Raw genomic sequence first — 21,834 nt, 5'->3', positions numbered from 1 at the left:
TAAGAATTCCCAAGATCGGGCGCTAACCTGCCATCACCCCCCACGTTCGACGCCGCGAGCCGGTTTGAGCTGACATGACCCGCAATCACGAAATACGCCCCGATCTGGACGAGGGAATCGACCGCAAGGTCCTGAGCCAGTTGCGCGCACGTTTTCTCAAGCTCAACACCGTGCGGATGGAGCGCGCCCTCGAAGGCCTGTCGCCGCGCCAGCAAGGCGTGCTGACGTTGCTGCCGCTGTTCTTCCACGTCAACCATCCGCTGCTGCCCGGCTACGTTTCCGGCAGCACGCCTGCCGGGCTGTCGAACTACGAGCCTGACGCCAATATCCTCGCCGAAGCCCAGCGGCTGACCCGTTCGTTTTCCTATAAGCCCCGGCATGGCAGCAACCCGCCACGGCCGATCCTTGGCCTGTTCCTGATGGGCAGCCTCGGCACCCTGGCCCAAGCCGACCAAAGCGACATGGACGTGTGGGTGTGCCACGGGCCGGACCTGAGCGACGATGAACTGGCCGAGCTGCGCAAGAAATGCCAGTTGCTGGAGATCTGGGCCGCGACCCAGGGCGCCGAAGCCCACTTTTTCCTGATCGACCCGGCGCGTTTCGTACGGGGCGAGCGGGACAACCAGCTCAGTTCCGACGATTGCGGCACAACCCAGCATTACCTGCTGCTGGACGAGTTCTACCGCACCGCGATCTGGCTGGCCGGGCGCACGCCGATCTGGTGGCTGGTGCCGGTCTATGAAGAAGAGAACTATGAGCAGTACACCCATACGCTGATGTCCAAGCGTTTCATCCGCGCCGATGAAACCCTGGACCTGGGGCACCTGGCCTACATTCCGCCGGGCGAATTCGTCGGTGCCGGGCTCTGGCAACTGTTCAAAGGTATCGAGTCGCCCTACAAGTCCGTGCTCAAGCTGCTGCTGACCGAGGTCTATGCCAGCGAACACCCGAATGTCCGCTGCCTGAGCCTACGCTTCAAACAGGCCGTGTTTGCCAATCGCCTGGACCTCGAAGAGCTGGACCCGTACATGCTGGTCTACCGCCGCATCGAGGAATACCTCAATGCCCGCGGCGAATCCGAACGCCTGGAGTTGATCCGCCGCGCGCTGTACCTGAAGGTCAATCGCAAACTCACCGGCCAGGTACGCAGTAGCGGCTGGCAACGGGTACTGCTCGAGCGACTGGCTCGGGAATGGGGCTGGGACCAGCGCCAACTGGCGCTGCTGGACAGCCGCAGCCAATGGAAAGTCCGCCAGGTCAGCCACGAGCGACGGGCCCTGGTCAACGAACTCACCCACAGCTACCGCTTCCTGACCCAGTTCGCCCGCACCGAGAAAACCGTCAGCCTGATCAACAAGCGCGATCTCAACGTGCTTGGCCGGCGGCTGTACGCAGCCTTCGAACGCAAGGCCGACAAGGTCGAGTTCATCAACCCTGGCATCGCGCCGGACCTGGCCGAAGACACCCTGACGCTGGTCCAGTCACCCAACAAGAAAGAACCGGGGCAGAACCAGTGGGCGCTTTACAACGGCAGCCTCAACGCCCTGGAGTGGGAGAACTTCGCGCCGATCAAGCGCTGCCGCGAACTGCTGGAACTGCTGACCTGGTGCCATCGCAACGGCGTGATCGACAGCAGCACGCGCCTGGCGCTGCACCCAGGCGACAGCGACCTGAGCGAGTTCGAACTGTTCAACCTGCTGGGCAGCCTGCAGCAGTCCATTGCCCTGCCCTTGACCACGGTGGATGAAGCACAGTTGCTGCGCGCCAGCGTGCCCAGCGAAGTGCTGATTCTGGTGAACGTCGGCGTCGACCCGCTCAAGCACCACCGCGACCTGAATATCCTGATGACCACCGAGCGCACCGACTCCCTGAGTTATGCCGGGGTCCGGGAGAACCTGGTGCTGACCCTCGACCAGGTCATGCTCAACAGTTGGAATGAGGTGCTGGTCAACCGTTTTGACGGCGAACACGCCCTGCTCGACTGCCTGCGCGATTACCTCAACGACCTGCCCGTCATCCAGCACCAGCCACGCTTGCAGGTGCGCTGCTTCTGCCACAACCGCGCCCAATTCATTGCGCGGCGCGTCGAAGAAGTCATCGAAACGGCGCAGACCCTGCTGCTGAGCAGGCTCAATCACCGCTATCTGCTTCAGGTCCAGCAGCACTATCACGTGTTGGAGCTGGTGCCCGGCCAGGTCAATCACGTGGCGCTGGGCAGCTTGTCGGCGCTGATGGATTACCTGGGCGAGGAACTGACGGCCTACAGCCCCTTGCACCTGGACCCGATGGCCCTGGAAGACCACGATCTGGCGCTGATCCTGCCCATGGGCCAGCCCGAGTGCATCCAGGTGTTCTATCGCGTCGATGAAGACGAGGCCGATCTGTACGTGCTCGATGAGTTCAACGCACTGTGGCAACAACACGTGCCTTATCACGACGAACAAAGCCTGCTGGTGCCGCTGCAACGCTTTTTGCAATCGGTGCTGTACCGTCGCGACGCCCTGCTGCCGCTGGATGCCGCCCAGCCGCTGACCCTGGAAACCCTGTACTACCAGTTATTGCCCTCAGGCAGCGGTCGGGCACGCCGGATCGAAGCGCGGCAAGCCCCGCAGATGCTGGTCAACAAGCCGTTCTATGACGTGCAGGCGATCATCGGCAAGGCGGCGCACGGGCAGGTGCATGTCACCCTGTACTGCGATCAGCAGGAGTTTTCCGAACTGGAGCACGGCGACCAACTGTTCCGCGTGGTCGCCAGGGAGATCGTCGAACAGCGCCGCGAAGCCCAGCGCTATCGCTGCTACATCACCGACCTGGACCTCTCGGGCCTGGTGGGTGACGGCGCCTGTTCAAGCAATTTGTACCTGCGCTACAAAGCCGACCTGGAACACGCCCTGAACGAGGCACTGAACCAGGTCTGAGACGGGTTCAGAACGCGCAGTCGCCGCCATTGACCGGCTGCGACTCGACCTCCAGCAACGTCAGCTTCAGCGTCTTGCCACCCGGGGCCGGCCAGTCGATGTGCTGGCCGACCTTCAGGCCCAGCAACGCACTACCCACTGGCGCCAGGATCGAGATCCGGCCTTCGTCGGCATTTGCGTCCTGTGGATAAACCAGCGTCAGGTGATAGTCCTTGCCGCTGCTTTCTTCGCGGCAGTGCACGCGCGAGTTCATGGTCACGACATCGGCAGGCACTTCTTCGTGGCCCACCACGTTCTCGGCGCGATCCAGTTCGGTTTGCAGCGCAATCACGCCCGGCAGCGTTTCATCAAGGCTGTCGATCAGGCGTTCCAGACGCTGTACGTCCAGACGGGTAAGGGTGATGGAAGGTGCGGTCATGATCCTGGCAGACTCCTTTCTTCTGCACAAAAAAAGCAAAACCCCGCCACAAAAAGGCGGGGTTTTCACGGGCCTCGATGGATTGAGGCGTAACCGGACACTATCACAGCTCAATAAATAAACAAGTCAGGCAGGACCTGCCCTATCTATGGACAGTGAATCCCTGTGGCGAGGGAGCTTGCTCCCGTTGGGTCGCGAAGCGACCCCAAAAAATGCGACTGCTGCGCAGCCGAGCGGGAGCAAGCTCCCTCGCCACAAAAAGCCTGGCCATCAGGTGTTGGCTACTTCAGGAGCCTGCGCTTAAGCGCCTCGGCACAGATGACCCGCCGACGTTCGTCATCGGCCGAGCGCCATTCGCGGATATGTTCCACGTGGCGCAAACAACCGAGGCAGACCTTCTGTTCATCCAGCTTGCACACGCCGGTGCAGGGCGACGGCACGGCGGGGCTGACGTTGCTGTAGAGCGGCTTGGGAGGCCGTGTCGCGGCTGTCTGGCTCACGCCGTCACAGGCCTTCGAAATCGAGTTCCACGCCAGCCTGCTGCTTGACGATGCGCTCGAGCATCTCGCCCAGCTGCTCTTCGCTCTTGTCGCACATCCAGCGTTCGCTTTCTTCGTCGTAGTCGAAATGAAAGCCACCGGAGACCGCCGCCAGCCACAATTGCCGCAACGGCTCCTGGCGACTGAAAATCAATTGGCTGCCGTTTTCGAACTTGACGGTGAGCACACCGGCGGAGACTTCCAGGTCAATGTCCAGGCCACTGTCATCGAACACATCCTCCAGCGTTTGCTGGGTCGCATCGACCAGATCGTGGAAACGGGCTTCAGTCAAACTCATTGCGGCAACCTCGAAAATGTCTGCTCATGCTCAAGCGCCGCAAGATACGGACGCTTCCCGGCGATTGCAAAGGATATACCCACTGACGACCACCAGCGCCGCCGGACGGGCGCCCCGTTGCATAGGCAAGCTGCCGGGTGGCCGGTATACTCCGGCGCAATTAAAGCATTTTCAAGGATTTCGCCATGAAGCGCCTGATCTCTTCCCTTGCTGCGCTCGTCGCGGTTGCCTGCCTCGTGACAGCCTGTGGTCAAAAAGGTCCGCTGTACCTGCCTGATGACAGCAAGTCTCCCGAAGAACAAGCAGAACAGGCCAAGTCGTCGCAAGCCAAATCGCACTCGCACGACACTCACACCACTTACTAAGGGAACGCCATGGACGCTTTTAACTACCGTGGCGGGGAGCTGTTCGCGGAAGGGGTTGCCCTGTCCGCGATCGCCGAACGTTTCGGCACGCCGACCTATGTCTACTCCCGAGCCCACATCGAAGCCCAGTACCGCACGTTCGCCGATGCCCTCGAGGGCATGCCGCACCTGGTATGTTTCGCTGTAAAAGCCAACTCCAACCTGGGTGTGCTCAATGTCCTGGCGCGCCTGGGTGCCGGTTTTGACATCGTCTCCGGTGGCGAGCTGGAGCGTGTGCTGGCCGCTGGCGGCAGCGCCGACAAGATCGTGTTCTCCGGCGTCGGCAAGACCCGTGAAGACATGCGTCGCGCCCTGGAAGTTGGCGTGCACTGCTTCAACATCGAGTCCACCGACGAGCTGGAGCGCCTGCAAATCGTCGCTGCCGAGCTGGGCGTCCGCGCGCCGATTTCGCTGCGCGTGAACCCGGACGTCGATGCAGGCACCCACCCGTACATTTCCACCGGTCTCAAGGAAAACAAGTTCGGCATTGCCATTGCCGACGCCGAAGACGTGTACGTGCGCGCCGCCCAACTGCCGAACCTGGAAGTGCTGGGCGTCGATTGCCACATCGGCTCGCAACTGACCACCCTGGAACCCTTCATCGATGCCCTCGACCGCCTGCTCGCGCTGGTCGATCGCCTCGGCGATTGCGGCATCTACCTGCGCCACATCGACCTCGGTGGCGGTGTCGGCGTGCGCTACCGCGACGAAGAGCCGCCACTGGTGGCCGACTACATCAAGGCCGTGCGTGAGCGCCTCGACGGGCGTGACCTGGCGCTGATGTTCGAACCGGGCCGCTACATCGTCGCCAACGCCGGCGTACTGCTGACCCAGGTCGAGTACCTCAAGCACACCGAGCACAAGGATTTCGCCATCGTCGACGCGGCGATGAACGACCTGATCCGCCCGGCGCTGTACCAGGCGTGGATGGACGTCACCGCCGTGCGCCCTCGCGACACCGCGGCCCGCAACTACGACATCGTCGGGCCGATCTGCGAAACCGGGGACTTCCTGGCCAAGGGTCGGGAGCTGGCGCTGGAAGAAGGCGACCTGCTGGCCGTGCATTCGGCCGGTGCCTACGGATTTGTCATGAGTTCCAACTACAACACCCGCGGCCGCTGCGCCGAGGTGCTGGTGGACGGTGATCAGGCATTTGAAGTGCGTCGCCGCGAGACGGTAGCCGAGTTGTTTGCCGGCGAAAGCCTGCTGCCGGAGTAAAACCATGCTGCTGCGTTTTACCAAGATGCACGGCCTGGGCAATGACTTCATGGTCCTCGACCTGGTCAGCCAGCACGCGCACATCCTGCCCAAGCACGCCAAGCAATGGGGGGACCGGCACACCGGTATCGGTTTCGACCAATTATTGATCGTCGAGGCACCCAATAACCCGGACGTGGATTTCCGTTATCGGATCTTCAACGCCGACGGTTCGGAAGTGGAGCAATGCGGCAACGGCGCGCGCTGCTTCGCCCGCTTCGTGCTGGACAAACGCCTGACCGCCAAGCGGCAGATCCGCGTCGAGACCAAGAGCGGCATCATCGAACTGGATGTGCGCAGTGACGGCCAGATCGGCGTCAACATGGGCGCTCCGCGCCTGGTGCCGGCGGACATTCCCTTCCAGGCACCGAGCCAGGCCCTGAGTTATCAGGTGGACGTCGACGGCGCCACGGTGGAACTGGCAGCGGTTTCCATGGGCAACCCCCATGCCGTGCTGCGCGTGACGGATATCAACAGTGCCCCGGTGCATGAGCTGGGGCCGAAAATCGAGCATCATCCGCGCTTCCCCGCGCGAGTGAACGTCGGTTTCCTGCAAGTCATCGACCGCCACCGCGCACAATTGCGCGTCTGGGAACGCGGTGCTGGGGAAACCCAGGCCTGCGGTACCGGCGCCTGTGCAGCCGCAGTCGCTGCGATCAGCCAGGGGTGGATGGATTCGCCATTGTTGATCGACCTGCCCGGCGGGCGCCTGTCCATCGAATGGGCAGGCCCTGGCCAACCGGTGATGATGACCGGCCCGGCAGTGCGCGTATACGAAGGACAAGTTCGTCTTTGAGTGAGCCAAACCCATGACCGACCAGCCACAGGTTCCAGCCCCACAGCCCGACGAATCCCCCAGCCTTCCAGAAGCGGCAGCCGTGGCTGCTTACCTGGAGGCTCATCCGGACTTCTTCGTCGAGCATGAAGAACTGCTTGCGGCGATGCGCATCCCCCACCGACGCGGCGATACCGTGTCGCTGGTGGAACACCAGATGAAAATCCTGCGCGAGCGCAACATCGAAATGCGTCATCGTCTTTCGCACCTGATGGACGTGGCCCGGGACAACGACCGACTCTTCGACAAGACCCGTCGACTGATCCTGGCCCTGATGGACGCCAGCACCCTCGAAGACCTGGTCATGAGCGTCGAAGACAGCCTGCGCCAGGATTTCCAGGTGCCCTTTGTCAGCCTGATCCTGTTTGGCGACAACGCCATGCCGGTAGGCCGTTGGGTGACCCACGCCGAAGCGCAGACGGCCATTGGCGGCCTGCTCACGGAAGACAAAAGCGTCAGCGGCAGCCTGCGCGAACATGAGCTGGACTTCCTGTTCGGCGAGGAACAACGCAAGCAGATCGGCTCCACCGCCGTCGTCGCCATCGCCCACCAGGGCGTGCACGGCGTGCTGGCCATCGCCAGCCGCGATCCGCAGCACTACAAGAGTTCGGTGGGCACGCTGTTCCTGAGCTACATCGCCGAAGTCACTGGTCGGGTGCTGCCAAGGGTCGCCGGTTCGCTGCGCTCGGTACGCGGATGATGGAACGGCAACTGGACGCCTACTGCGAACACCTGCGCAGTGAGCGCCAGGTGTCGCCCCACACGTTGTCGGCCTATCGCCGCGACCTGGAAAAAGTGCTGGGCTGGTGCCAGAAGCAGAACATCGGCAGTTGGGCGGCCCTGGACATCCAGCGCTTGCGCAGCCTGATCGCCCGCCTGCATCAACAGGGGCAATCCTCCCGCAGCCTGGCGCGCCTGTTGTCGGCGGTACGCGGCCTGTATCACTACCTCAATCGCGAAGGCCTGTGCGATCACGACCCGGCCACCGGCCTGGCGCCGCCCAAGGGCGAACGCCGGTTGCCGAAGACCCTCGACACCGACCGCGCCCTGCAATTGCTTGAAGGTGCCGTCGAGGATGACTTCCTGGCACGGCGCGACCAGGCAATTCTCGAGCTGTTCTATTCTTCCGGCCTGCGGCTTTCAGAGCTGACAGGGCTTAACCTGGATCAACTGGACCTGGCCGATGGCATGGTCCAGGTGCTCGGCAAGGGCAGCAAGACCCGCCTGCTGCCTGTCGGCCGCAAGGCCCGCGAAGCCCTGGAGCAGTGGCTGGCGCTGCGGGCGCTGACCAACCCCGCCGACGACGCGGTCTTCGTCAGCCAACAGGGGCGACGTCTCGGCCCGCGGGCGATTCAGCTGCGGGTCAAGGCTGCCGGCGAACGGGAGCTGGGACAGAACCTGCACCCGCACATGCTCCGGCACTCCTTCGCCAGCCATCTGCTGGAGTCCTCCCAGGACCTGCGCGCCGTTCAAGAGCTGCTGGGGCACTCGGACATCAAGACCACACAGATCTACACCCACCTGGACTTCCAGCACCTGGCGACGGTCTACGACAGTGCCCACCCCAGGGCCAAACGCATCAAGAGCGACGAATCATGACCATCGAGCTGATCACTTTCGACCTGGACGACACCCTGTGGGACACCGCCCCGGTGATCGCCAGCGCCGAAGCCATACTCCGCCAATGGCTCACCGACAACGCACCAAACCTGGGCGGCGTGCCGGTGGAGCATCTTTTTTCGATTCGCGAGCAGGTGTTGCGCGAAGAGCCCGGCCTGAAGCATCGCATCAGTGCGTTGCGCCGGCGGGTGCTGTTCCGTGCCTTGCAGGAAGCCGGCTACGACCAGTGGCAAGCGTCTGAGCTGGCGGACCAAGCCTTCGAGACGTTCCTGCACGCCCGTCATCAACTCGAAGTTTTTCCCGAGGTGCAGCCCACCCTGGAGATCCTGGCCAACCATTTCGCCCTCGGCGTGGTCACCAATGGCAACGCCGACGTGCGACGCCTGGGGTTGGCGGACTATTTCAAGTTCGCCTTGTGCGCCGAAGACATCGGCATCGCCAAGCCTGACGCCCGGCTGTTCCACGAAGCCCTGCAACGCGGCGGCGCCACGGCGCAGACCGCCGTGCACATTGGCGATCACCCGGGCGACGACATCGCCGGCGCCCAACAGGCCGGCCTGCGGGCGGTGTGGTTCAACCCGACGGGTAAACCCTGGGATGCCGACCACGCGCCGGATGCCGAAATCCGCAGCCTGACCGAACTGCCGGGGTTATTGGCAGGGTGGCATCGCCAGCACTGAACCCTGCCCTGTAGCCCTACAACCTCCGTGGGAGCGGGCTTGCCCGCGAAGGCGGTGGCACATCCAGCATTGATGTGACCGATAAACCGCTTTCGCGAGCAAGCCCGCTCCCACAGGGACTGCGCCTGGCCCGGGAATGGAATCGCACCCATGAAAAAGCCCGCAGCGACGGCGGGCTTTTTCAGCAAGCAATGAAGCCGATACTCAGATAGGGCGGCTACCGTACTTGTTGTCAGGCTTCTTGGGCGGATCAGCGACCACGTTGGCCTCCACTTCCTGCACCTTACCGCCCCTGGCCAGGAATTCCTCCATGGCCTTGGCGAGCGCATCACGCTCCTTGTTCTTGGCCTCTACGCTCGGCAACTCGTCAACCGATACGGCTGCCTTGGCCTTGCCTTTGGCGGTAGGCGCCGGAACATCGGCCCCATCGTCGTCGGCAACGTCTTCCGCTGCCGCTTCAAGGCCTTCTTCGGTCTCGTCTTCGTCGCCTACTTCGAGGTCGTCGTTTTCCAGATCATCGTCGCTCATGTTCTACCTCATGACTTGCGAAAAGCAGATTAGTTATAGCCCAGCTTCGCCATCTGTTCGAAGGCTGCCAGAAAAAATTCAACATCCGCCGGCAATCAGCGGTTATGCCCCTTCACCGTACAAGGTGGCGAGGACTTTACGAGCACCGCCGTGATCACGGTGCTCGCCCAGATAAACACCTTGCCAGGTACCCAATGCCAGCCGTCCTGCCGTGACCGGCAGGCTGACCTGGCAACCGAGCACACTGGCCTTGAAGTGCGCCGGGAGGTCGTCCAGGCCTTCGTCGTTGTGCTCATAGTCGGCGGTTCCTTGTGGGATCAGCCGATTGAAAAATCGTTCGAAGTCTCGACGTACCGCCGGATCGGCGTTCTCGTTGATGGTCAACGAAGCCGAGGTATGCTGCAGCCACAGATGCAACAGACCGACACGACACGCCTGGAGTTCAGGCAGGCCGGCAAGCAACTCGTCCGTCACCAGATGAAAGCCCCGGGGCCTTGCCCGCAGGGTTATCAGCGTCTGTTGCCACATACAGATCTCCGCACGTTCGGCGCGCATTCTAGCGCGCTCTGGGAAAAAACAAAGGGCCTAATATTCTTGCTTCGGTGTAAGCCTTTGGCGGTAGAAAAAACCATGTCGCATCCACAACAAAAGGCGTCGGGAAAACCCCTGCACCTTGTGAGCAATGACAAATTCCAGGCAAAAAAATGCCCGGCGAACCGGGCATTTTTTATTGGGCGTGCTTACAGGTTGTAACCACGCTCGTTGTGCTGGGCCAGGTCCAGGCCCACGGCTTCTTCTTCCTCGGTGACACGCAGACCCATGACGGCGTCCAGAACCTTTAGGATGATGAAGGTGACGATCGCGGTGTAGACCACCGTGAACGCCACGCCTTTGAACTGAATCCACACTTGCGCGCCGATATCGGTCACGGTGCCGAAGCCACCCAGTGCCGGTGCTGCGAACACACCGGTCAGGATCGCGCCGAGGATACCGCCGATGCCGTGTACGCCGAAGGCGTCCAGGGAGTCGTCATAACCGAGTTTGCGCTTGAGGGTGGTGGCGCAGAAGAAGCACACCACGCCCGCCGCCAGACCGATGACCAGGGCGCCCATCGGGCCCACGGTGCCGGCAGCCGGGGTGATTGCAACCAGGCCAGCGACCACGCCCGAAGCAATGCCCAGTGCGCTTGGCTTGCCGTGGGTGATCCACTCGGCAAACATCCAGCCCAGCGCCGCCGCAGCGGTAGCGATCTGGGTCACCAGCATCGCCATGCCGGCGGTGCCGTTGGCGGCGACAGCGGAACCGGCGTTGAAGCCGAACCAGCCGACCCACAGCATGGCCGCGCCCATCAGGGTGTAACCCAGGTTATGCGGCGCCATTGGCGTGGTCGGGAAGCCTTTGCGCTTGCCCAATACCAGGCACGCCACCAGGCCTGCGATACCGGCGTTGATGTGCACCACGGTGCCGCCGGCGAAGTCCAGCACGCCCCAGTCCCACATCAGGCCGCCGTTGCCGGACCAGACCATGTGGGCAATCGGTGCATACACCAGGGTGAACCACACGCCCATGAAGATCAGCATGGCGGAGAACTTCATCCGCTCGGCAAATGCACCGACGATCAGGGCCGGGGTAATGATGGCGAAGGTCATCTGGAAGGTGATGAACACCGCTTCAGGGAACAGCGCCGCCGGGCCGGTCAGGCTGGCTGGCGTGACGCCCGCCAGGAAGGCCTTGCCCAAGCCGCCGACGAAGGAGTTGAAGTTGACGACGCCCTGCTCCATGCCGGTGGTGTCGAACGCGATGCTGTAGCCATAGATGACCCACAGGACGCTGATCAGACCGGTAATGGCAAAGCACTGCATCATCACGGAAAGAAGGTTTTTCGACCGAACCATGCCACCGTAGAACAGTGCCAGGCCGGGAATGGTCATGAACAGTACAAGAATCGTTGCCGTGAGCATCCAGGCGGTGTCGCCGGAGTTCAGGACTGGGGCTGCCGCTTCTTCTGCCATGGCCAGGCCAGGCATTGCGAAGGACAACAGGGCTCCTAGCCCTGCGAATTTACGCAGAGTCATATTGTTTTCTCCTGGGGCGTTGGGTTTGGCGGCTTAGATGGCGTCGGTATCGGTTTCGCCGGTACGGATGCGGATAGCCTGTTCCAGATTGACCACAAAGATCTTCCCGTCACCGATCTTGCCGGTGTTGGCGGCCTTGGTGATTGCCTCGATCACCCGGTCAAGATCCTTGTCGTCAATGGCGACGTCGATCTTCACCTTGGGCAGGAAATCGACCACGTATTCCGCGCCGCGATACAGCTCGGTGTGACCTTTCTGCCGACCGAAGCCTTTGACCTCAGTAACGGTAATGCCCTGCACGCCGATCTCGGACAACGACTCGCGCACGTCGTCCAACTTGAACGGCTTGATGATGGCAGTGACTAGCTTCATGAAACTTTCTCCCGAATTGGTGGACTTGCCCCAGGAAAACAAACCCGACTCAAGTCTAAGCGCAGTGCCTGGCTTTGTAACGCGTCGTCGGCCCAAGTTGCCCGACAGGTGCCAGTTAACCGATCCTGGCGAAACTCCCCGTTCCGCCTGCTGCACTGCATTCGTCACAGCGACTGCATCAGTGCATGGGTCATCAGCCTCTAAGCAGAAACCTTGCCATCTGCACCCAAACCCTCTGATTTCAGTCTCTTGGCCACCTGCTCGACGTGCACCGCGCCATGAACCGCAGCGATACGCACAACAACAGTGCAGCGACGCCCGGCCTCATGCGCGAAAAGCGTGCATCCCTTGCTTGCGAATTGACTATAGACACTGCGTGATACACTGCCCGCCATTGTTTCCAGGACACCTGCACATGCTTGCGCCCAAAGACCTCCTCGACGCCCTGAGCGGCCACGCCTCCCGCATTTTGAGCGGTGACACGCCGCTGCCCAAAAGCGAAATCGAAAGCCAGTTCAAAGCCCTGCTGCAAAGCGGCTTCAGCAAGCTGGACCTGGTAAGCCGGGAAGAATTCGACAGCCAGATGGTTGTGCTGGCCCGAACCCGGGCCCGACTCGAAAGCCTGGAGGCCAAGGTTGCCGAGCTGGAAGCGCGACTGGCTCCGGCCCAGCAATAAGCAGCCCCTGCGGGCCACTCAACCACTCGCAGCGTGTTGAGACGGGTCCCAGGCCAGTGTCAGCGGCAGCTCCAGGATAAACAGCGCGCCCCTGCCCGGCCCGGCGCTCTGCACGGTCAGATCGCCGCCCATCTCGTGCGCAGCCAGGATGCAGCTGTGCAGGCCAAAGCCGTGACCGTCGACACGCGTGGTGAAGCCGTGCTCGAACACCCGCGCAAGATTGTCCTGCGAAATCCCCTCGCCATTGTCCTCGACCTCGACCCGCACGCGCTCATCGTCAACGGCCTTCAGGCGCAGGATGATCTGCGGCGGCCGGTTCGTACCCGCGTCCAGCGCCTGCTTGGCGTTGTTGATCAGATTGACCAGGATCTGCAGCACTCGGTGCTTGTCCAGCGGCATTTGCGGGATATCACTGAATTCCTTGATCAGCGTGATGTGGTGGCGGGCCAGGGACACATCACAAATGCGCACGACATCCTCGACCAGCTCTCGCAACGAGCCCGGCTCCAGCACGCTGGCGTTGCCGGCATAGGATTGCTGGGTGGCGACGATTTCCTTGATGTGGTCGATTCGGCGGGTCAACTGCGCCAACTCGGCGATCATGCCCTGCTGCTCGACGGCCAGCGCGTCGGCCAGCTTGTCGAGATAGTCCGGTAGCGCGCGCCCTTTCGGATCGCTGCTGATGAAGTCACCGAGGTCATCGGGATGTTCCTTCATCAACTGAGCGACCTTGGCCACCCCTGGTCCCTTGGACGTATGCACCTTTTCGTAGAGGACCTGGGCTGACACATTCACGCTATTGAGCACATTGCCCACGTTGTGCAGCACATTGGTGGCGATCTCCGCCATGCCGGCCCGGCGCGCGGTGGTGACCAGTTCGGCCTGCGCCTCGCGCAACTCGTCGTTGACCTTGGCCAATTGCTGCGGGCTGGGAATCTTCAGGGCCGCCGGCACCAGCCGGACCAGCAGGATGGCGGTAATCACCGAAGCAATCGCGGTGATCACCTTGACCAGCGCCATCAGCCAGTAATAGGGCTGCCAGATGGTCAGGATCTCCATCACATGGCTGGTCCCGCAGGCCAGGATAAACACGCCAAAGGCCGCGAGCATCCAGTCGAACGGGACGTCCTTGCGCTTGTGGATAAAGTACAGGAGGGTGAAGGGGATGGTGACGTAGGACAGGGCGATCAAGCCATCGGCGATCACATTGGTCCATAGCAGATCCGGACGCCACATGTAGCAATGCCCGTGGGGCATGAAGCGCTTGTCGGTTAACAGCGCCAGCAGATCGTTCATGGCCACTTCCTCGTTGTGCCGTTGATACCGCCAAGTGCCGACTGGGCAAATCGCAGTCTAGCAGAGGGCCCTTCCCGGGCATTTTGCGTGGGCAGGTGCGGCGGTGATATCCGCTACCGCATCACGTTTGGCGCCCTTCGGCTGCCATCCGCCGTCGAAACATCCTGCCAAATTTTCTCCCTTCAATTGCCGCGCCCAAGTTCGTCCCCACGACTAACCTTCCAGAGCCGCAGGACGCGGCGCCCCATTCACTCAAGGAACGATTCATGTCGCTTGCCATTGTCCACAGCCGCGCCCAAGTAGGGGTCGAGGCTCCTGCCGTTACCGTTGAAGTCCACCTGGCCAATGGCTTGCCGTCGCTGACGATGGTTGGCCTGCCGGAAGCGGCGGTGAAGGAAAGCAAGGATCGGGTGCGCAGCGCGATCATCAATTCGGGGCTGAACTTCCCGGCACGGCGCATCACCCTGAACCTGGCGCCGGCGGACCTGCCCAAGGACGGCGGACGCTTCGACCTGGCCATTGCCTTGGGGATCCTGTCGGCCAGCGTGCAGGTGCCCACCCTGACGCTGGACGACGTGGAATGCCTCGGTGAGCTGGCGTTGTCCGGCGCGGTGCGACCGGTGCGCGGGGTATTGCCCGCGGCGCTGGCGGCGCGCAAGGCCGGGCGCATGCTGGTGGTGCCGCGGGCCAATGCCGAGGAGGCCTGCCTGGCCTCGGGGCTGAAGGTGATCGCCGTGGACCATCTGCTCGAAGCGGTGGCGCACTTCAACGGCCACACGCCGGTCGAGCCTTTCGTTTCCAACGGGCTGCTCTCGGCCAGCAAGCCCTACCCCGACCTGAACGAAGTACAAGGCCAGGCCGGGGCCAAGCGGGCCTTGCTGATTGCCGCCGCGGGGGCTCACAACCTGTTGTTCAGTGGGCCACCGGGCACTGGCAAGACCCTGCTGGCGAGCCGTTTGCCAGGGCTGTTGCCACCGCTGGCCGAAAGCGAAGCCCTGGAGGTCGCGGCCATCCAGTCGGTGGCCAGTTGCATACCGTTGAGCCACTGGCCGCAACGCCCGTTTCGCCAGCCACACCACTCGGCTTCCGGCCCGGCGCTGGTGGGTGGCGGGTCAAAGCCGCAGCCAGGGGAGATCACCCTCGCCCACCATGGCGTGCTGTTTCTCGATGAGCTGCCGGAATTCGACCGCAGGGTACTGGAAGTCTTGAGAGAGCCGCTGGAGTCCGGGCACATCGTGGTTTCTCGCGCCCGTGACCGAGTACGCTTCCCGGCGCGTTTCCAGTTGGTGGCGGCAATGAATCCCTGCCCCTGTGGATATCTTGGCGAGCCCAGCGGCCGCTGCTGCTGTACGCCGGACATGGTGCAGCGCTACCGCAACAAACTCTCCGGGCCGCTGCTGGACCGTATCGACCTGCACTTGACCGTCGCCCGGGAAGCCACGGCGTTAAGCCCCAAGCGCGAAACCGGGGACGATACAGCCACGGTCGCCGAGCAGGTGGCCGAGGCCCGGGAGCGTCAGCACAAGCGCCAGGGCTGCGCCAACGCCTTCCTCGATCTGCCGGGGTTGCGCCAACACTGCAAGTTATCCACAGCCGATGAGACCTGGCTGGAAACCGCCTGCGAGCGGCTGACCCTATCGCTGCGTGCTGCCCATCGCTTGCTCAAGGTCGCCAGGACGCTGGCAGACCTGGAGCAAGCGGGGAGCATCCGTCGCGAACACCTGGCCGAAGCGTTGCAGTATCGGCCGACTATGGCTTGAACCCCGTCATGGTTTGCTCAGGTCAACCAACGGTGTTTCCCGGACTTCGGTTTTCTGATCGTTCTGGATGGCGTCGATGCGCTTGAGCGCCTTATCCACAGCGCCCTTGTCCGCCAACAGGCTGTAGTGGATCTGGAACTGCTTGTGCTCTTTCGGCGCGATGGTAGGAACCAGACCCAGAGGGCGCTGATACCGGCGGTTATAGGAAAAACTGGTGCCTGGCTCCAGCCCGGTCACGTAGCCCTGCCCCTGGGTATCGGTGTTTTTCCACAGGGAGAACACCGGAAGCGTGCTGGTGTTGAAGCCTACCGACACACCGAGGCTACCGGCCTTGTTGTGCAGCACGGTGAGTGTGTCGCCCTTGGCATCAGCGTATGGCACGACGTTGTAGACGGTTTCATCGTAATCCTTGGTCGGGCCCCGGTAGGTTTGCCAATCAGGCAAGTCGCCCTTGGCCTTGTCGTTGAACGGCGAAACCTGCTTGACCGGTGCCGCGAAACGAGCGCCCTGCTCCAGGAACGGCGTACTGAAGTTGCTGTGGTAGAGCGCTTGGTATTCCTTCGGATAATCGCCGTTGTTGGTCAGCGTATCGCTGAGCGCGAACGTCACGCTGCCGGGCTCGGTGACCAGTTCGGTCTGCACCGAGAAATCGACCTTCTTGAACGCCTGCTCCTTCAACTCGCCCCGCAGGGTGATGGCGTAGGGCGGCTTTTCGTCGATATGCAAGGTGACTTTGTTGGCCGGAATATTGGCGGCGCGACCATGCAGGGTCAGCAGCTCACCGTTGTCCATGCCGGGATGGCCGACCCACTCGTAGCCGCAACGGGTGACCAGCTCATTGAAACCTTCGAGCCAGCCCAACCCGCCTCGGCCGTTGAGTTCGATGAACGCCGGATTGACCACTTCCTTGACGGGCGAATCCCAACCCATGCGCACATTCCCGACCGAAGCCTGCAGCACGTTCATGCCACGGGTCGGGACGACCGAAAGTTTCAGGGTGCCATTGTCGATGTCGACGATGCTGACGCCTTCCTGCCGGCCGCCGTGCAGGGTGCGCATCGTCACGGAAAAGGGCTTGTCGGTTTTCACGCCCAGTTGCTGGCTGGTGATTTGCCAGGGTTGGGCGGCTTTATCCGTATCCAGCAGGACGTAATCCCAAGCCATCGCCTGGGAGGCAGCGCCCAAGGCGCCAAGGGTAACGAGGAGTTTGAGCGGAGTCATGGTCACGACCTTTTATTGGAGTTGTGCGGTTTTTATAGACTTGAAGAAACGTTTCAGCAAGCTTAAAAACAGCAATATTCCTAAAAAAGAGGTAACACCAGAGTGGCAGCTTTTGTGGGAGCGAGCTTGCTCGCGATAGCGGTGGGTCAGATTGAGATGATGTTGCCTGGGCGGCCGCCATCGCGAGCAAGCTCGCTCCCACACTGACTCCCGCTGGGCGTCAGAAGTGTGTTCCCCACAATTCCCTTGTGGGAGCGAGCTTGCTCGTGACGGGACGTTTCAGCGGAACCGATCAACCTCTTGGCGCAGGTCCTGGGCCAGTTTTTCCAGTTCCTTGGCGGTGAGTGCCAGGTTCGAGACCACCTGGCGCTGTTCGCTGTTGGCCATGGCGATGCTTTGCAGGTTGCTGCTGAGCAGGGTCGCGGTGCTGCTTTGTTCCTGGGTGGCGGTGGTGATCGCCGCAAATTGCTGGCCGGCCGAGCGGCTTTGCTCGTCGATGCGGGCCAGGGCCGTGGCCACGTTGGCGTTGCGCGACAGGCCTTCCTGCATCAACAGGTTGCCCTGCTCCATCGTGCTGATGGCATTGCCGGTTTCCTGCTGGATGCTGTTGATCATGCTGGAAATTTCGTCAGTGGCCTGGCGAGTGCGGGAAGCCAGGCTGCGGACTTCATCGGCCACCACGGCGAAACCACGGCCCTGCTCGCCTGCGCGGGCAGCTTCGATGGCGGCGTTCAAGGCCAGCAGGTTGGTCTGCTCGGCGATCGAGGTGATCACACCCACGATGCCGCCGATTTCCTGGGAACGCTGGCCCAAGGTGTTGATGACCGTGGCCGTGCTGTTCAGCGCACCGGCAATTTGCTCCAGGGACGACGACGCTTCATCCATCGAGGTCCGGCCAATGCGGGTCTGCTGGGCGTTTTCCTGGGCCAGGCGCTCGGTGTTGCCCATGTTGTCGGCAATGTTCAACGAGGTTGCACTGAACTCTTCCACCGCGCCCGCCATGCTGGTGATTTCACCGGATTGCTGCTCCATGCCTTCATACGCCCCGCTGGACAACCCGGACAGCGCCTGGGCGCGGCTGTTGACCTCCTGGGAGGCCTTGCGGATGTGCTCGACCATGGTCGACAAGGCCTGGCTCATCTGGTTGAAGGCACGGGCCAACTGACCGATTTCATCATGGCTCGACACATTCAGGCGCACGCTCAGGTCGCCGGCGCCCAAGGCTTCGGCCTGGCGTACCAGATCGCCGAGCGGTGCCAGTTTGCTGCGCAACAACCACATTGCCGAGCCGACCGCCAACAACATCGCCAGCAGGCTGCCAATGGCCAATTGCGTACCGACGCTCCAGGTCACGGCGCGAATCTCGGTTTTCGGCATGCTCGCCACCACCGCCCACGGCCCGCCCTCGAACGGTACGGCGACGCTGTAGAACGCTTCCGCGGTGTCGTCCCAGAACGCACCCTTGCCCGGTTTTTTGATCAAACCCGTGATGGCCGCAGTAGCGTTGTCCAGCGCCTGTACGCCCGCTGGCGGCACCAGCCATTTGTTTTGCTCATCCAACAATGCCAGCGAACCGGTCTGGCCGATGCGGAAACGCTTGAGGTTCTCGAACTGCGCGTTCTGCGCATCGGTGTAGTCGAAGCCTACATACAACACGGCAATGATCTTGCCGCCGCTGTCGCGTACAGGCGTGTACTGCGACATGTAGAAGCGTCCGAAAAGCAAGGCTCGACCGATGTAGCTCTGCCCGCTGATCACCGGACCATAGGCTGGACCGGCGCGGTCGAGCACGGTACCAATGGCCCGCGTGCCGTCCTGTTTACTGACGGAGGTACTGACGCGGATGAAATCGTCGCCGCTGCGCACGAATACCGTGGCAACCCCGGCAGTCATCGCCTTGAAGTCATCCACTTCCTTGAAGTTGTTATTCAACACTTCGCTGCCCAGGTTCAAACCTGGAGTCTGCACGCCCGCCACCGTCACCGGCTGGTCCGGATGCACGGTCAGGCCCGCGCTGAAGCGCTTTTCGAACAGACCGGCCAACCGCTGCGTGCTCTCGCGCAAGGTGCTGTGGAACGTATTGAGCTGATCGGCCATCAGGCGCGCTTCGCTGGCCAAGTGTTCTTCACGGGTGGCGAGGTTGGCAGCGTCCAGCGAACGCAGGGCAAAGACGGTACTGCCGGAGATCACGATCGCCAATATCACAGCGAGGGCAAGGCCTAGCTGTGAGGCGATCCGGGCACGGGGTTGAGACATGACGGCTCCTGGCCGAGAGACCGGATCATCCTGATCACGCTCGCACGCTCGGCATTTTTCGAGTGAGGTGTAAGTTGGCCCTTTCTGCACGAAGGTTCCATCCTCACAAATTCGGCGGCAAAGCCAAATACTTGAGCGGTTCGCAAGGATTAATGCCAAGTGGCTAGCACACCAACTGCAACGTTTCAGCCCAAACGCTGCACGTCGGGTAATTGCATGGCCTTCACCTCAGCCTGGAGGAAGTCGCTGAGCCGACGCAAACGTTCACCTCCCGGTCGGGTTCTCGGCCAGACCAGGTAATAGTGTTCACCGCTGGCGACAGCCGTCGGCCAGGGCAGGCTCAGGCGCCCCTGGGCGACGTCCTCGGCCACCATCAGCAGGTCGCCCATGGAAACCCCATAGCCGCGTGCCGCGGCGATCATGCCCAGCTCCAGGGTATCGAACACCTGCCCCCCCTTGAGCGAAACCTTGTCGGACAGGCCCATGCGTTGCAGCCAATTGCGCCAGTCCCGGCGATCCGGCGTGGGGTGCAGCAGTTCCGCGCCGGCCAACCGCGCCACGTCCCAGGGCTGATCGTTCAACAGGTTCGGCGCGCCCACCGGGATCAGTTCCTCGGGAAACAGCAAACTGGCCTCCCAGTCCGCGGGAAAATGCCCGTTGCTCAGTAATACGGCGCAATCGAAGGGCTCGACGTTGAAGTCCACCGAGTCGATGTCCATCCAGGCACTGGTCAGTTGCACCTCGTTGCCGGGCTGCAAATGCCGGAAGCGACTCAGGCGCGCCAACAACCAGCGCATGGTCAGCGTGGAAGGCGCTTTCATGCGCAGGATGCCATCCTCGCCATGCAAGGTATGGCAGGCGCGCTCCAGCGCCATGAAGCCCTCACGTACGCCCGGCAACAACAACCGCGCCGCCTCGGTCAATTGCAGGTTACGGCCACTGCGCTGGAACAGCCGGCAGGCAAAGTGATCTTCCAGCGTGCGAATGTGCCGACTGACCGCGCTCTGGGTGATCGACAGCTCTTCAGCGGCCCGGGTGAACGAACTGTAGCGCGCCGCGGCTTCGAATGCCCGCAGCGCATAAAGAGGAGGAAGACGACGAGACATCGCAGAAGCTCCATGCCGTTGTTCGCAAACCCTACCAGAAACCCATCCAGCATGAGTTTTAATCATGCCAGCGATCTTTTTTATCCCTTTGTGCAATCCGCCGAGAGCGCCGAGAATCGTTGCTTTACTGCCTTGTTTGAACATGGAGCGTGATGATCATGCGGCATCCAGTGCGTACCGAACTCTGGGCCATCCTGCGGCTGGCGGGGCCGTTGATTGCCTCGCAGTTGGCGCACATGCTGATGGTGCTCACCGACACCGTGATGATGGCCCGCCTGAGCCCCGAAGCCCTGGCCGGCGGCGGGCTCGGGGCGGCCACTTATTCGTTCGTGTCGATCTTCTGCATCGGCGTGATCGCCGCGGTGGGCACCCTGGTCGCGATCCGCCAGGGCGCAGGCGATGTCGAAGGCGCCACCCGGTTGACCCAGGCCGGGTTATGGCTGGCCTGGCTGATGGCTTTGATGGCCGGGTTGCTGTTGTGGAACCTCAAGCCCGTACTGCTGATGTTCGGCCAGACCGAAACCAACGTGCTGTCCGCCGGACAGTTCCTGCTGGCGCTGCCGTTCGCCCTGCCCGGCTACTTGAGCTTCATGGCCCTGCGCGGCTTCACCAGTGCCATCGGCCGGGCCACACCGGTCATGGTGATCAGCCTCGGCGGCACGGTGGCCAACTTCCTGCTCAACTACGCGCTCATCACCGGCATGTTCGGCCTGCCGAAACTCGGCTTGATGGGGATCGGCCTGGTCACGGCCATCGTCGCCAACTGCATGGCCCTGGCGCTGGCCTGGCACATCCATCGGCACCCGGCCTACCGTGCCTATCCGCTGCTCGAAGGCCTGTCGCGGCCCAATCGCCAATACCTCAAGGAACTGTGGCGCCTGGGCCTGCCGATTGGCGGCACTTACGCGGTGGAGGTCGGGTTGTTTGCGTTCGCTGCGCTGTGCATGGGCACCATGGGCAGCACGCCGTTGGCAGCCCACCAGATCGCGCTGCAGATCGTCTCGGTGGCGTTCATGGTGCCGGCCGGGATGTCCTACGCCATCACCATGCGCATCGGCCAGCACTATGGCGCCGGGCAGTTGCTGATGGCGCGCCTGGCCGGTCGGGTCGGGATTGGCTTTGGCGCGGCCGCCATGCTGGCGTTCGCCATGGTGTTCTGGCTGCTGCCCCATCAATTGATCGGTTTGTTCCTGGACCACGACGACCCGGCGTTTCGCGATGTGATCAACCTGGCCGTGAGCCTGCTGGCGGTCGCGGCGTGGTTCGAGCTGTTCGACGGCACGCAAACCATCGCCATGGGCTGCATTCGCGGGCTCAAGGACGCCAAGACCACCTTCCTGGTGGGGCTGGGTTGCTATTGGCTGATCGGCGCGCCAGCGGCGTGGTGGATGGCGTTCCACCTGAACTGGGGGCCGACCGGCGTCTGGTGGGGCCTGGCCCTGGGGCTGGCCTGCGCGGCCGTGAGCCTGACAGCGGCGTTTGAATGGAAGATGAAGCGGATGATTCGCAGTGAGCCCGGACGGCAGCGTTTCGAGGCCATCCAGGTCGATTGAGATATGCCCCTGTGGGAGCAAG

General features: G+C 62.4%; 21 protein-coding genes and 1 pseudogene. 10 read left to right on the top strand and 12 right to left on the bottom strand.

The features are described 5' to 3' along the window. Positions 1-74: 74 nt before the first annotated feature. On the top strand, positions 75-2,918 hold the full coding sequence (locus Q7F16_RS10310) for a class I adenylate cyclase (RefSeq protein WP_409555747.1): 2,844 nt from the start codon (positions 75-77) through the stop codon (positions 2,916-2,918). A gap of 7 nt (positions 2,919-2,925) precedes the next feature. Here the strand turns inward: Q7F16_RS10310 and rnk are convergent, their stop codons facing one another. The 3 genes from rnk to cyaY form a co-directional block, all read right to left on the bottom strand. Further along, positions 2,926-3,336, bottom strand: a complete 411-nt coding sequence (gene rnk, locus Q7F16_RS10305) for a nucleoside diphosphate kinase regulator (protein ID WP_014340819.1) — start codon at positions 3,334-3,336, stop codon at positions 2,926-2,928. Positions 3,337-3,617: 281 nt separating this feature from the next. Next, positions 3,618-3,836: a DUF1289 domain-containing protein gene (locus Q7F16_RS10300; protein WP_079303043.1), complete on the bottom strand. Its 219-nt coding sequence runs from the start codon at positions 3,834-3,836 to the stop codon at positions 3,618-3,620. Between the two features lie 4 nt (positions 3,837-3,840). Further along, complete coding sequence (gene cyaY / locus Q7F16_RS10295; protein ID WP_003206795.1) at positions 3,841-4,173, bottom strand: iron donor protein CyaY; 333 nt, start codon at positions 4,171-4,173, stop codon at positions 3,841-3,843. A gap of 185 nt (positions 4,174-4,358) precedes the next feature. Between cyaY and lptM the strand changes: the two genes are divergently transcribed. From lptM to Q7F16_RS10265, 6 genes are read left to right on the top strand one after another with little or no spacing between them, the layout of a single operon-like run. Further along, the gene (lptM, locus tag Q7F16_RS10290) at positions 4,359-4,538 is read left to right on the top strand and encodes an LPS translocon maturation chaperone LptM (RefSeq protein WP_041476199.1); all 180 of its coding nucleotides are present in this window, start codon (positions 4,359-4,361) and stop codon (positions 4,536-4,538) included. A 9-nt stretch (positions 4,539-4,547) separates the two neighbouring features. After that, the gene (lysA, locus tag Q7F16_RS10285; protein ID WP_046064429.1) at positions 4,548-5,795 is read left to right on the top strand and encodes a diaminopimelate decarboxylase; all 1,248 of its coding nucleotides are present in this window, start codon (positions 4,548-4,550) and stop codon (positions 5,793-5,795) included. A gap of 4 nt (positions 5,796-5,799) precedes the next feature. Further along, complete coding sequence (gene dapF / locus Q7F16_RS10280; protein WP_409555746.1) at positions 5,800-6,630, top strand: diaminopimelate epimerase; 831 nt, start codon at positions 5,800-5,802, stop codon at positions 6,628-6,630. Between the two features lie 13 nt (positions 6,631-6,643). Continuing rightward, a complete protein-coding gene (locus Q7F16_RS10275) occupies positions 6,644-7,369 on the top strand; it encodes a DUF484 family protein (RefSeq protein ID WP_409555745.1) in 726 nt (241 codons plus the stop codon). Further along, positions 7,369-8,268, top strand: coding sequence for a tyrosine recombinase XerC (gene xerC / locus Q7F16_RS10270; protein WP_079303045.1), 900 nt, complete (start codon positions 7,369-7,371; stop codon positions 8,266-8,268). The genes Q7F16_RS10275 and xerC overlap by 1 nt, the downstream gene beginning before the upstream one ends. Continuing rightward, positions 8,265-8,969, top strand: a complete 705-nt coding sequence (locus Q7F16_RS10265) for an HAD family hydrolase (protein WP_014340826.1) — start codon at positions 8,265-8,267, stop codon at positions 8,967-8,969. Before xerC ends, Q7F16_RS10265 begins: the two co-directional genes overlap by 4 nt. 204 nt (positions 8,970-9,173) lie before the next feature. Here the strand turns inward: Q7F16_RS10265 and sutA are convergent, their stop codons facing one another. The 4 genes from sutA to glnK form a co-directional block, all read right to left on the bottom strand. Next, positions 9,174-9,497 carry a transcriptional regulator SutA gene (sutA, locus tag Q7F16_RS10260; protein WP_014340827.1) on the bottom strand — a complete coding sequence of 108 codons (324 nt, stop codon included), beginning with the start codon at positions 9,495-9,497 and terminating at the stop codon, positions 9,174-9,176. Between the two features lie 102 nt (positions 9,498-9,599). Continuing rightward, positions 9,600-10,025, bottom strand: a complete 426-nt coding sequence (locus Q7F16_RS10255) for a secondary thiamine-phosphate synthase enzyme YjbQ (protein ID WP_079303458.1) — start codon at positions 10,023-10,025, stop codon at positions 9,600-9,602. 212 nt (positions 10,026-10,237) lie between these two features. Further along, positions 10,238-11,572, bottom strand: a complete 1,335-nt coding sequence (locus Q7F16_RS10250) for an ammonium transporter (RefSeq protein WP_046064432.1) — start codon at positions 11,570-11,572, stop codon at positions 10,238-10,240. A 33-nt stretch (positions 11,573-11,605) separates the two neighbouring features. Next, entirely contained in the window at positions 11,606-11,944 is a 339-nt protein-coding gene (gene glnK / locus Q7F16_RS10245) for a P-II family nitrogen regulator (protein WP_002555808.1), read from the bottom strand. Between the two features lie 415 nt (positions 11,945-12,359). Here glnK and Q7F16_RS10240 point away from each other — a divergent pair, with 415 nt between their 5' ends. Then, the gene (locus tag Q7F16_RS10240) at positions 12,360-12,620 is read left to right on the top strand and encodes an accessory factor UbiK family protein (RefSeq protein ID WP_018605561.1); all 261 of its coding nucleotides are present in this window, start codon (positions 12,360-12,362) and stop codon (positions 12,618-12,620) included. Positions 12,621-12,638: 18 nt separating this feature from the next. Here Q7F16_RS10240 and Q7F16_RS10235 read toward each other — a convergent pair whose 3' ends face one another. Next, entirely contained in the window at positions 12,639-13,916 is a 1,278-nt protein-coding gene (locus Q7F16_RS10235; RefSeq protein ID WP_046064433.1) for a sensor histidine kinase, read from the bottom strand. Positions 13,917-14,182: 266 nt separating this feature from the next. On the opposite strand from Q7F16_RS10235, the gene Q7F16_RS10230 reads away from it, so the two are divergent. Beyond that, on the top strand, positions 14,183-15,676 hold the full coding sequence (locus Q7F16_RS10230; protein ID WP_409555744.1) for a YifB family Mg chelatase-like AAA ATPase: 1,494 nt from the start codon (positions 14,183-14,185) through the stop codon (positions 15,674-15,676). A 6-nt stretch (positions 15,677-15,682) separates the two neighbouring features. Here Q7F16_RS10230 and Q7F16_RS10225 read toward each other — a convergent pair whose 3' ends face one another. From Q7F16_RS10225 to Q7F16_RS10210, 4 genes and pseudogenes are all read right to left on the bottom strand, one after another. Next, complete coding sequence (locus Q7F16_RS10225) at positions 15,683-16,897, bottom strand: aldose 1-epimerase family protein (RefSeq protein ID WP_014340838.1); 1,215 nt, start codon at positions 16,895-16,897, stop codon at positions 15,683-15,685. A 279-nt stretch (positions 16,898-17,176) separates the two neighbouring features. Beyond that, positions 17,177-17,899 carry a methyl-accepting chemotaxis protein gene (locus tag Q7F16_RS10220; RefSeq protein ID WP_375538591.1) on the bottom strand — a complete coding sequence of 241 codons (723 nt, stop codon included), beginning with the start codon at positions 17,897-17,899 and terminating at the stop codon, positions 17,177-17,179. A gap of 180 nt (positions 17,900-18,079) precedes the next feature. Beyond that, a pseudogene (locus Q7F16_RS10215) lies at positions 18,080-18,994 on the bottom strand (Cache 3/Cache 2 fusion domain-containing protein); the annotation flags it as partial. Positions 18,995-19,338: 344 nt separating this feature from the next. Then, positions 19,339-20,259, bottom strand: coding sequence for a LysR substrate-binding domain-containing protein (locus Q7F16_RS10210; RefSeq protein WP_409555743.1), 921 nt, complete (start codon positions 20,257-20,259; stop codon positions 19,339-19,341). Between the two features lie 158 nt (positions 20,260-20,417). On the opposite strand from Q7F16_RS10210, the gene Q7F16_RS10205 reads away from it, so the two are divergent. Next, positions 20,418-21,812 (top strand): NorM family multidrug efflux MATE transporter, encoded by a 1,395-nt coding sequence (locus Q7F16_RS10205; protein WP_079303459.1) that lies wholly within the window; start codon positions 20,418-20,420, stop codon positions 21,810-21,812. Positions 21,813-21,834 lie beyond the last annotated feature (22 nt).

Origin of the sequence: Pseudomonas sp. Lb2C2 (assembly GCF_052112205.1) — a bacterium.
Lineage (GTDB): Bacteria > Pseudomonadota > Gammaproteobacteria > Pseudomonadales > Pseudomonadaceae > Aquipseudomonas > Aquipseudomonas kilonensis.
Note: the sequence above shows the minus strand (reverse complement) of the source record. Positions and strands in the feature narration are given on the sequence as shown.

Bases quoted from the DNA above. Each gene is read 5' to 3' on its own strand.
- Q7F16_RS10310 (WP_409555747.1), top strand. From the start codon at position 75: ATGACCCGCAATCACGAAATACGCCCCGATCTGGACGAGGGAATCGAC.
- rnk (WP_014340819.1), bottom strand. From the start codon at position 3,336: ATGACCGCACCTTCCATCACCCTTACCCGTCTGGACGTACAGCGTCTG.
- cyaY (WP_003206795.1), bottom strand. From the start codon at position 4,173: ATGAGTTTGACTGAAGCCCGTTTCCACGATCTGGTCGATGCGACCCAG.
- lptM (WP_041476199.1), top strand. From the start codon at position 4,359: ATGAAGCGCCTGATCTCTTCCCTTGCTGCGCTCGTCGCGGTTGCCTGC.
- lysA (WP_046064429.1), top strand. From the start codon at position 4,548: ATGGACGCTTTTAACTACCGTGGCGGGGAGCTGTTCGCGGAAGGGGTT.
- dapF (WP_409555746.1), top strand. From the start codon at position 5,800: ATGCTGCTGCGTTTTACCAAGATGCACGGCCTGGGCAATGACTTCATG.
- Q7F16_RS10275 (WP_409555745.1), top strand. From the start codon at position 6,644: ATGACCGACCAGCCACAGGTTCCAGCCCCACAGCCCGACGAATCCCCC.
- xerC (WP_079303045.1), top strand. From the start codon at position 7,369: ATGGAACGGCAACTGGACGCCTACTGCGAACACCTGCGCAGTGAGCGC.
- Q7F16_RS10265 (WP_014340826.1), top strand. From the start codon at position 8,265: ATGACCATCGAGCTGATCACTTTCGACCTGGACGACACCCTGTGGGAC.
- sutA (WP_014340827.1), bottom strand. From the start codon at position 9,497: ATGAGCGACGATGATCTGGAAAACGACGACCTCGAAGTAGGCGACGAA.
- Q7F16_RS10255 (WP_079303458.1), bottom strand. From the start codon at position 10,025: ATGTGGCAACAGACGCTGATAACCCTGCGGGCAAGGCCCCGGGGCTTT.
- Q7F16_RS10250 (WP_046064432.1), bottom strand. From the start codon at position 11,572: ATGACTCTGCGTAAATTCGCAGGGCTAGGAGCCCTGTTGTCCTTCGCA.
- glnK (WP_002555808.1), bottom strand. From the start codon at position 11,944: ATGAAGCTAGTCACTGCCATCATCAAGCCGTTCAAGTTGGACGACGTG.
- Q7F16_RS10240 (WP_018605561.1), top strand. From the start codon at position 12,360: ATGCTTGCGCCCAAAGACCTCCTCGACGCCCTGAGCGGCCACGCCTCC.
- Q7F16_RS10235 (WP_046064433.1), bottom strand. From the start codon at position 13,916: ATGAACGATCTGCTGGCGCTGTTAACCGACAAGCGCTTCATGCCCCAC.
- Q7F16_RS10230 (WP_409555744.1), top strand. From the start codon at position 14,183: ATGTCGCTTGCCATTGTCCACAGCCGCGCCCAAGTAGGGGTCGAGGCT.
- Q7F16_RS10225 (WP_014340838.1), bottom strand. From the start codon at position 16,897: ATGACTCCGCTCAAACTCCTCGTTACCCTTGGCGCCTTGGGCGCTGCC.
- Q7F16_RS10220 (WP_375538591.1), bottom strand. From the start codon at position 17,899: ATGGCGGGCGCGGTGGAAGAGTTCAGTGCAACCTCGTTGAACATTGCC.
- Q7F16_RS10210 (WP_409555743.1), bottom strand. From the start codon at position 20,259: ATGTCTCGTCGTCTTCCTCCTCTTTATGCGCTGCGGGCATTCGAAGCC.
- Q7F16_RS10205 (WP_079303459.1), top strand. From the start codon at position 20,418: ATGCGGCATCCAGTGCGTACCGAACTCTGGGCCATCCTGCGGCTGGCG.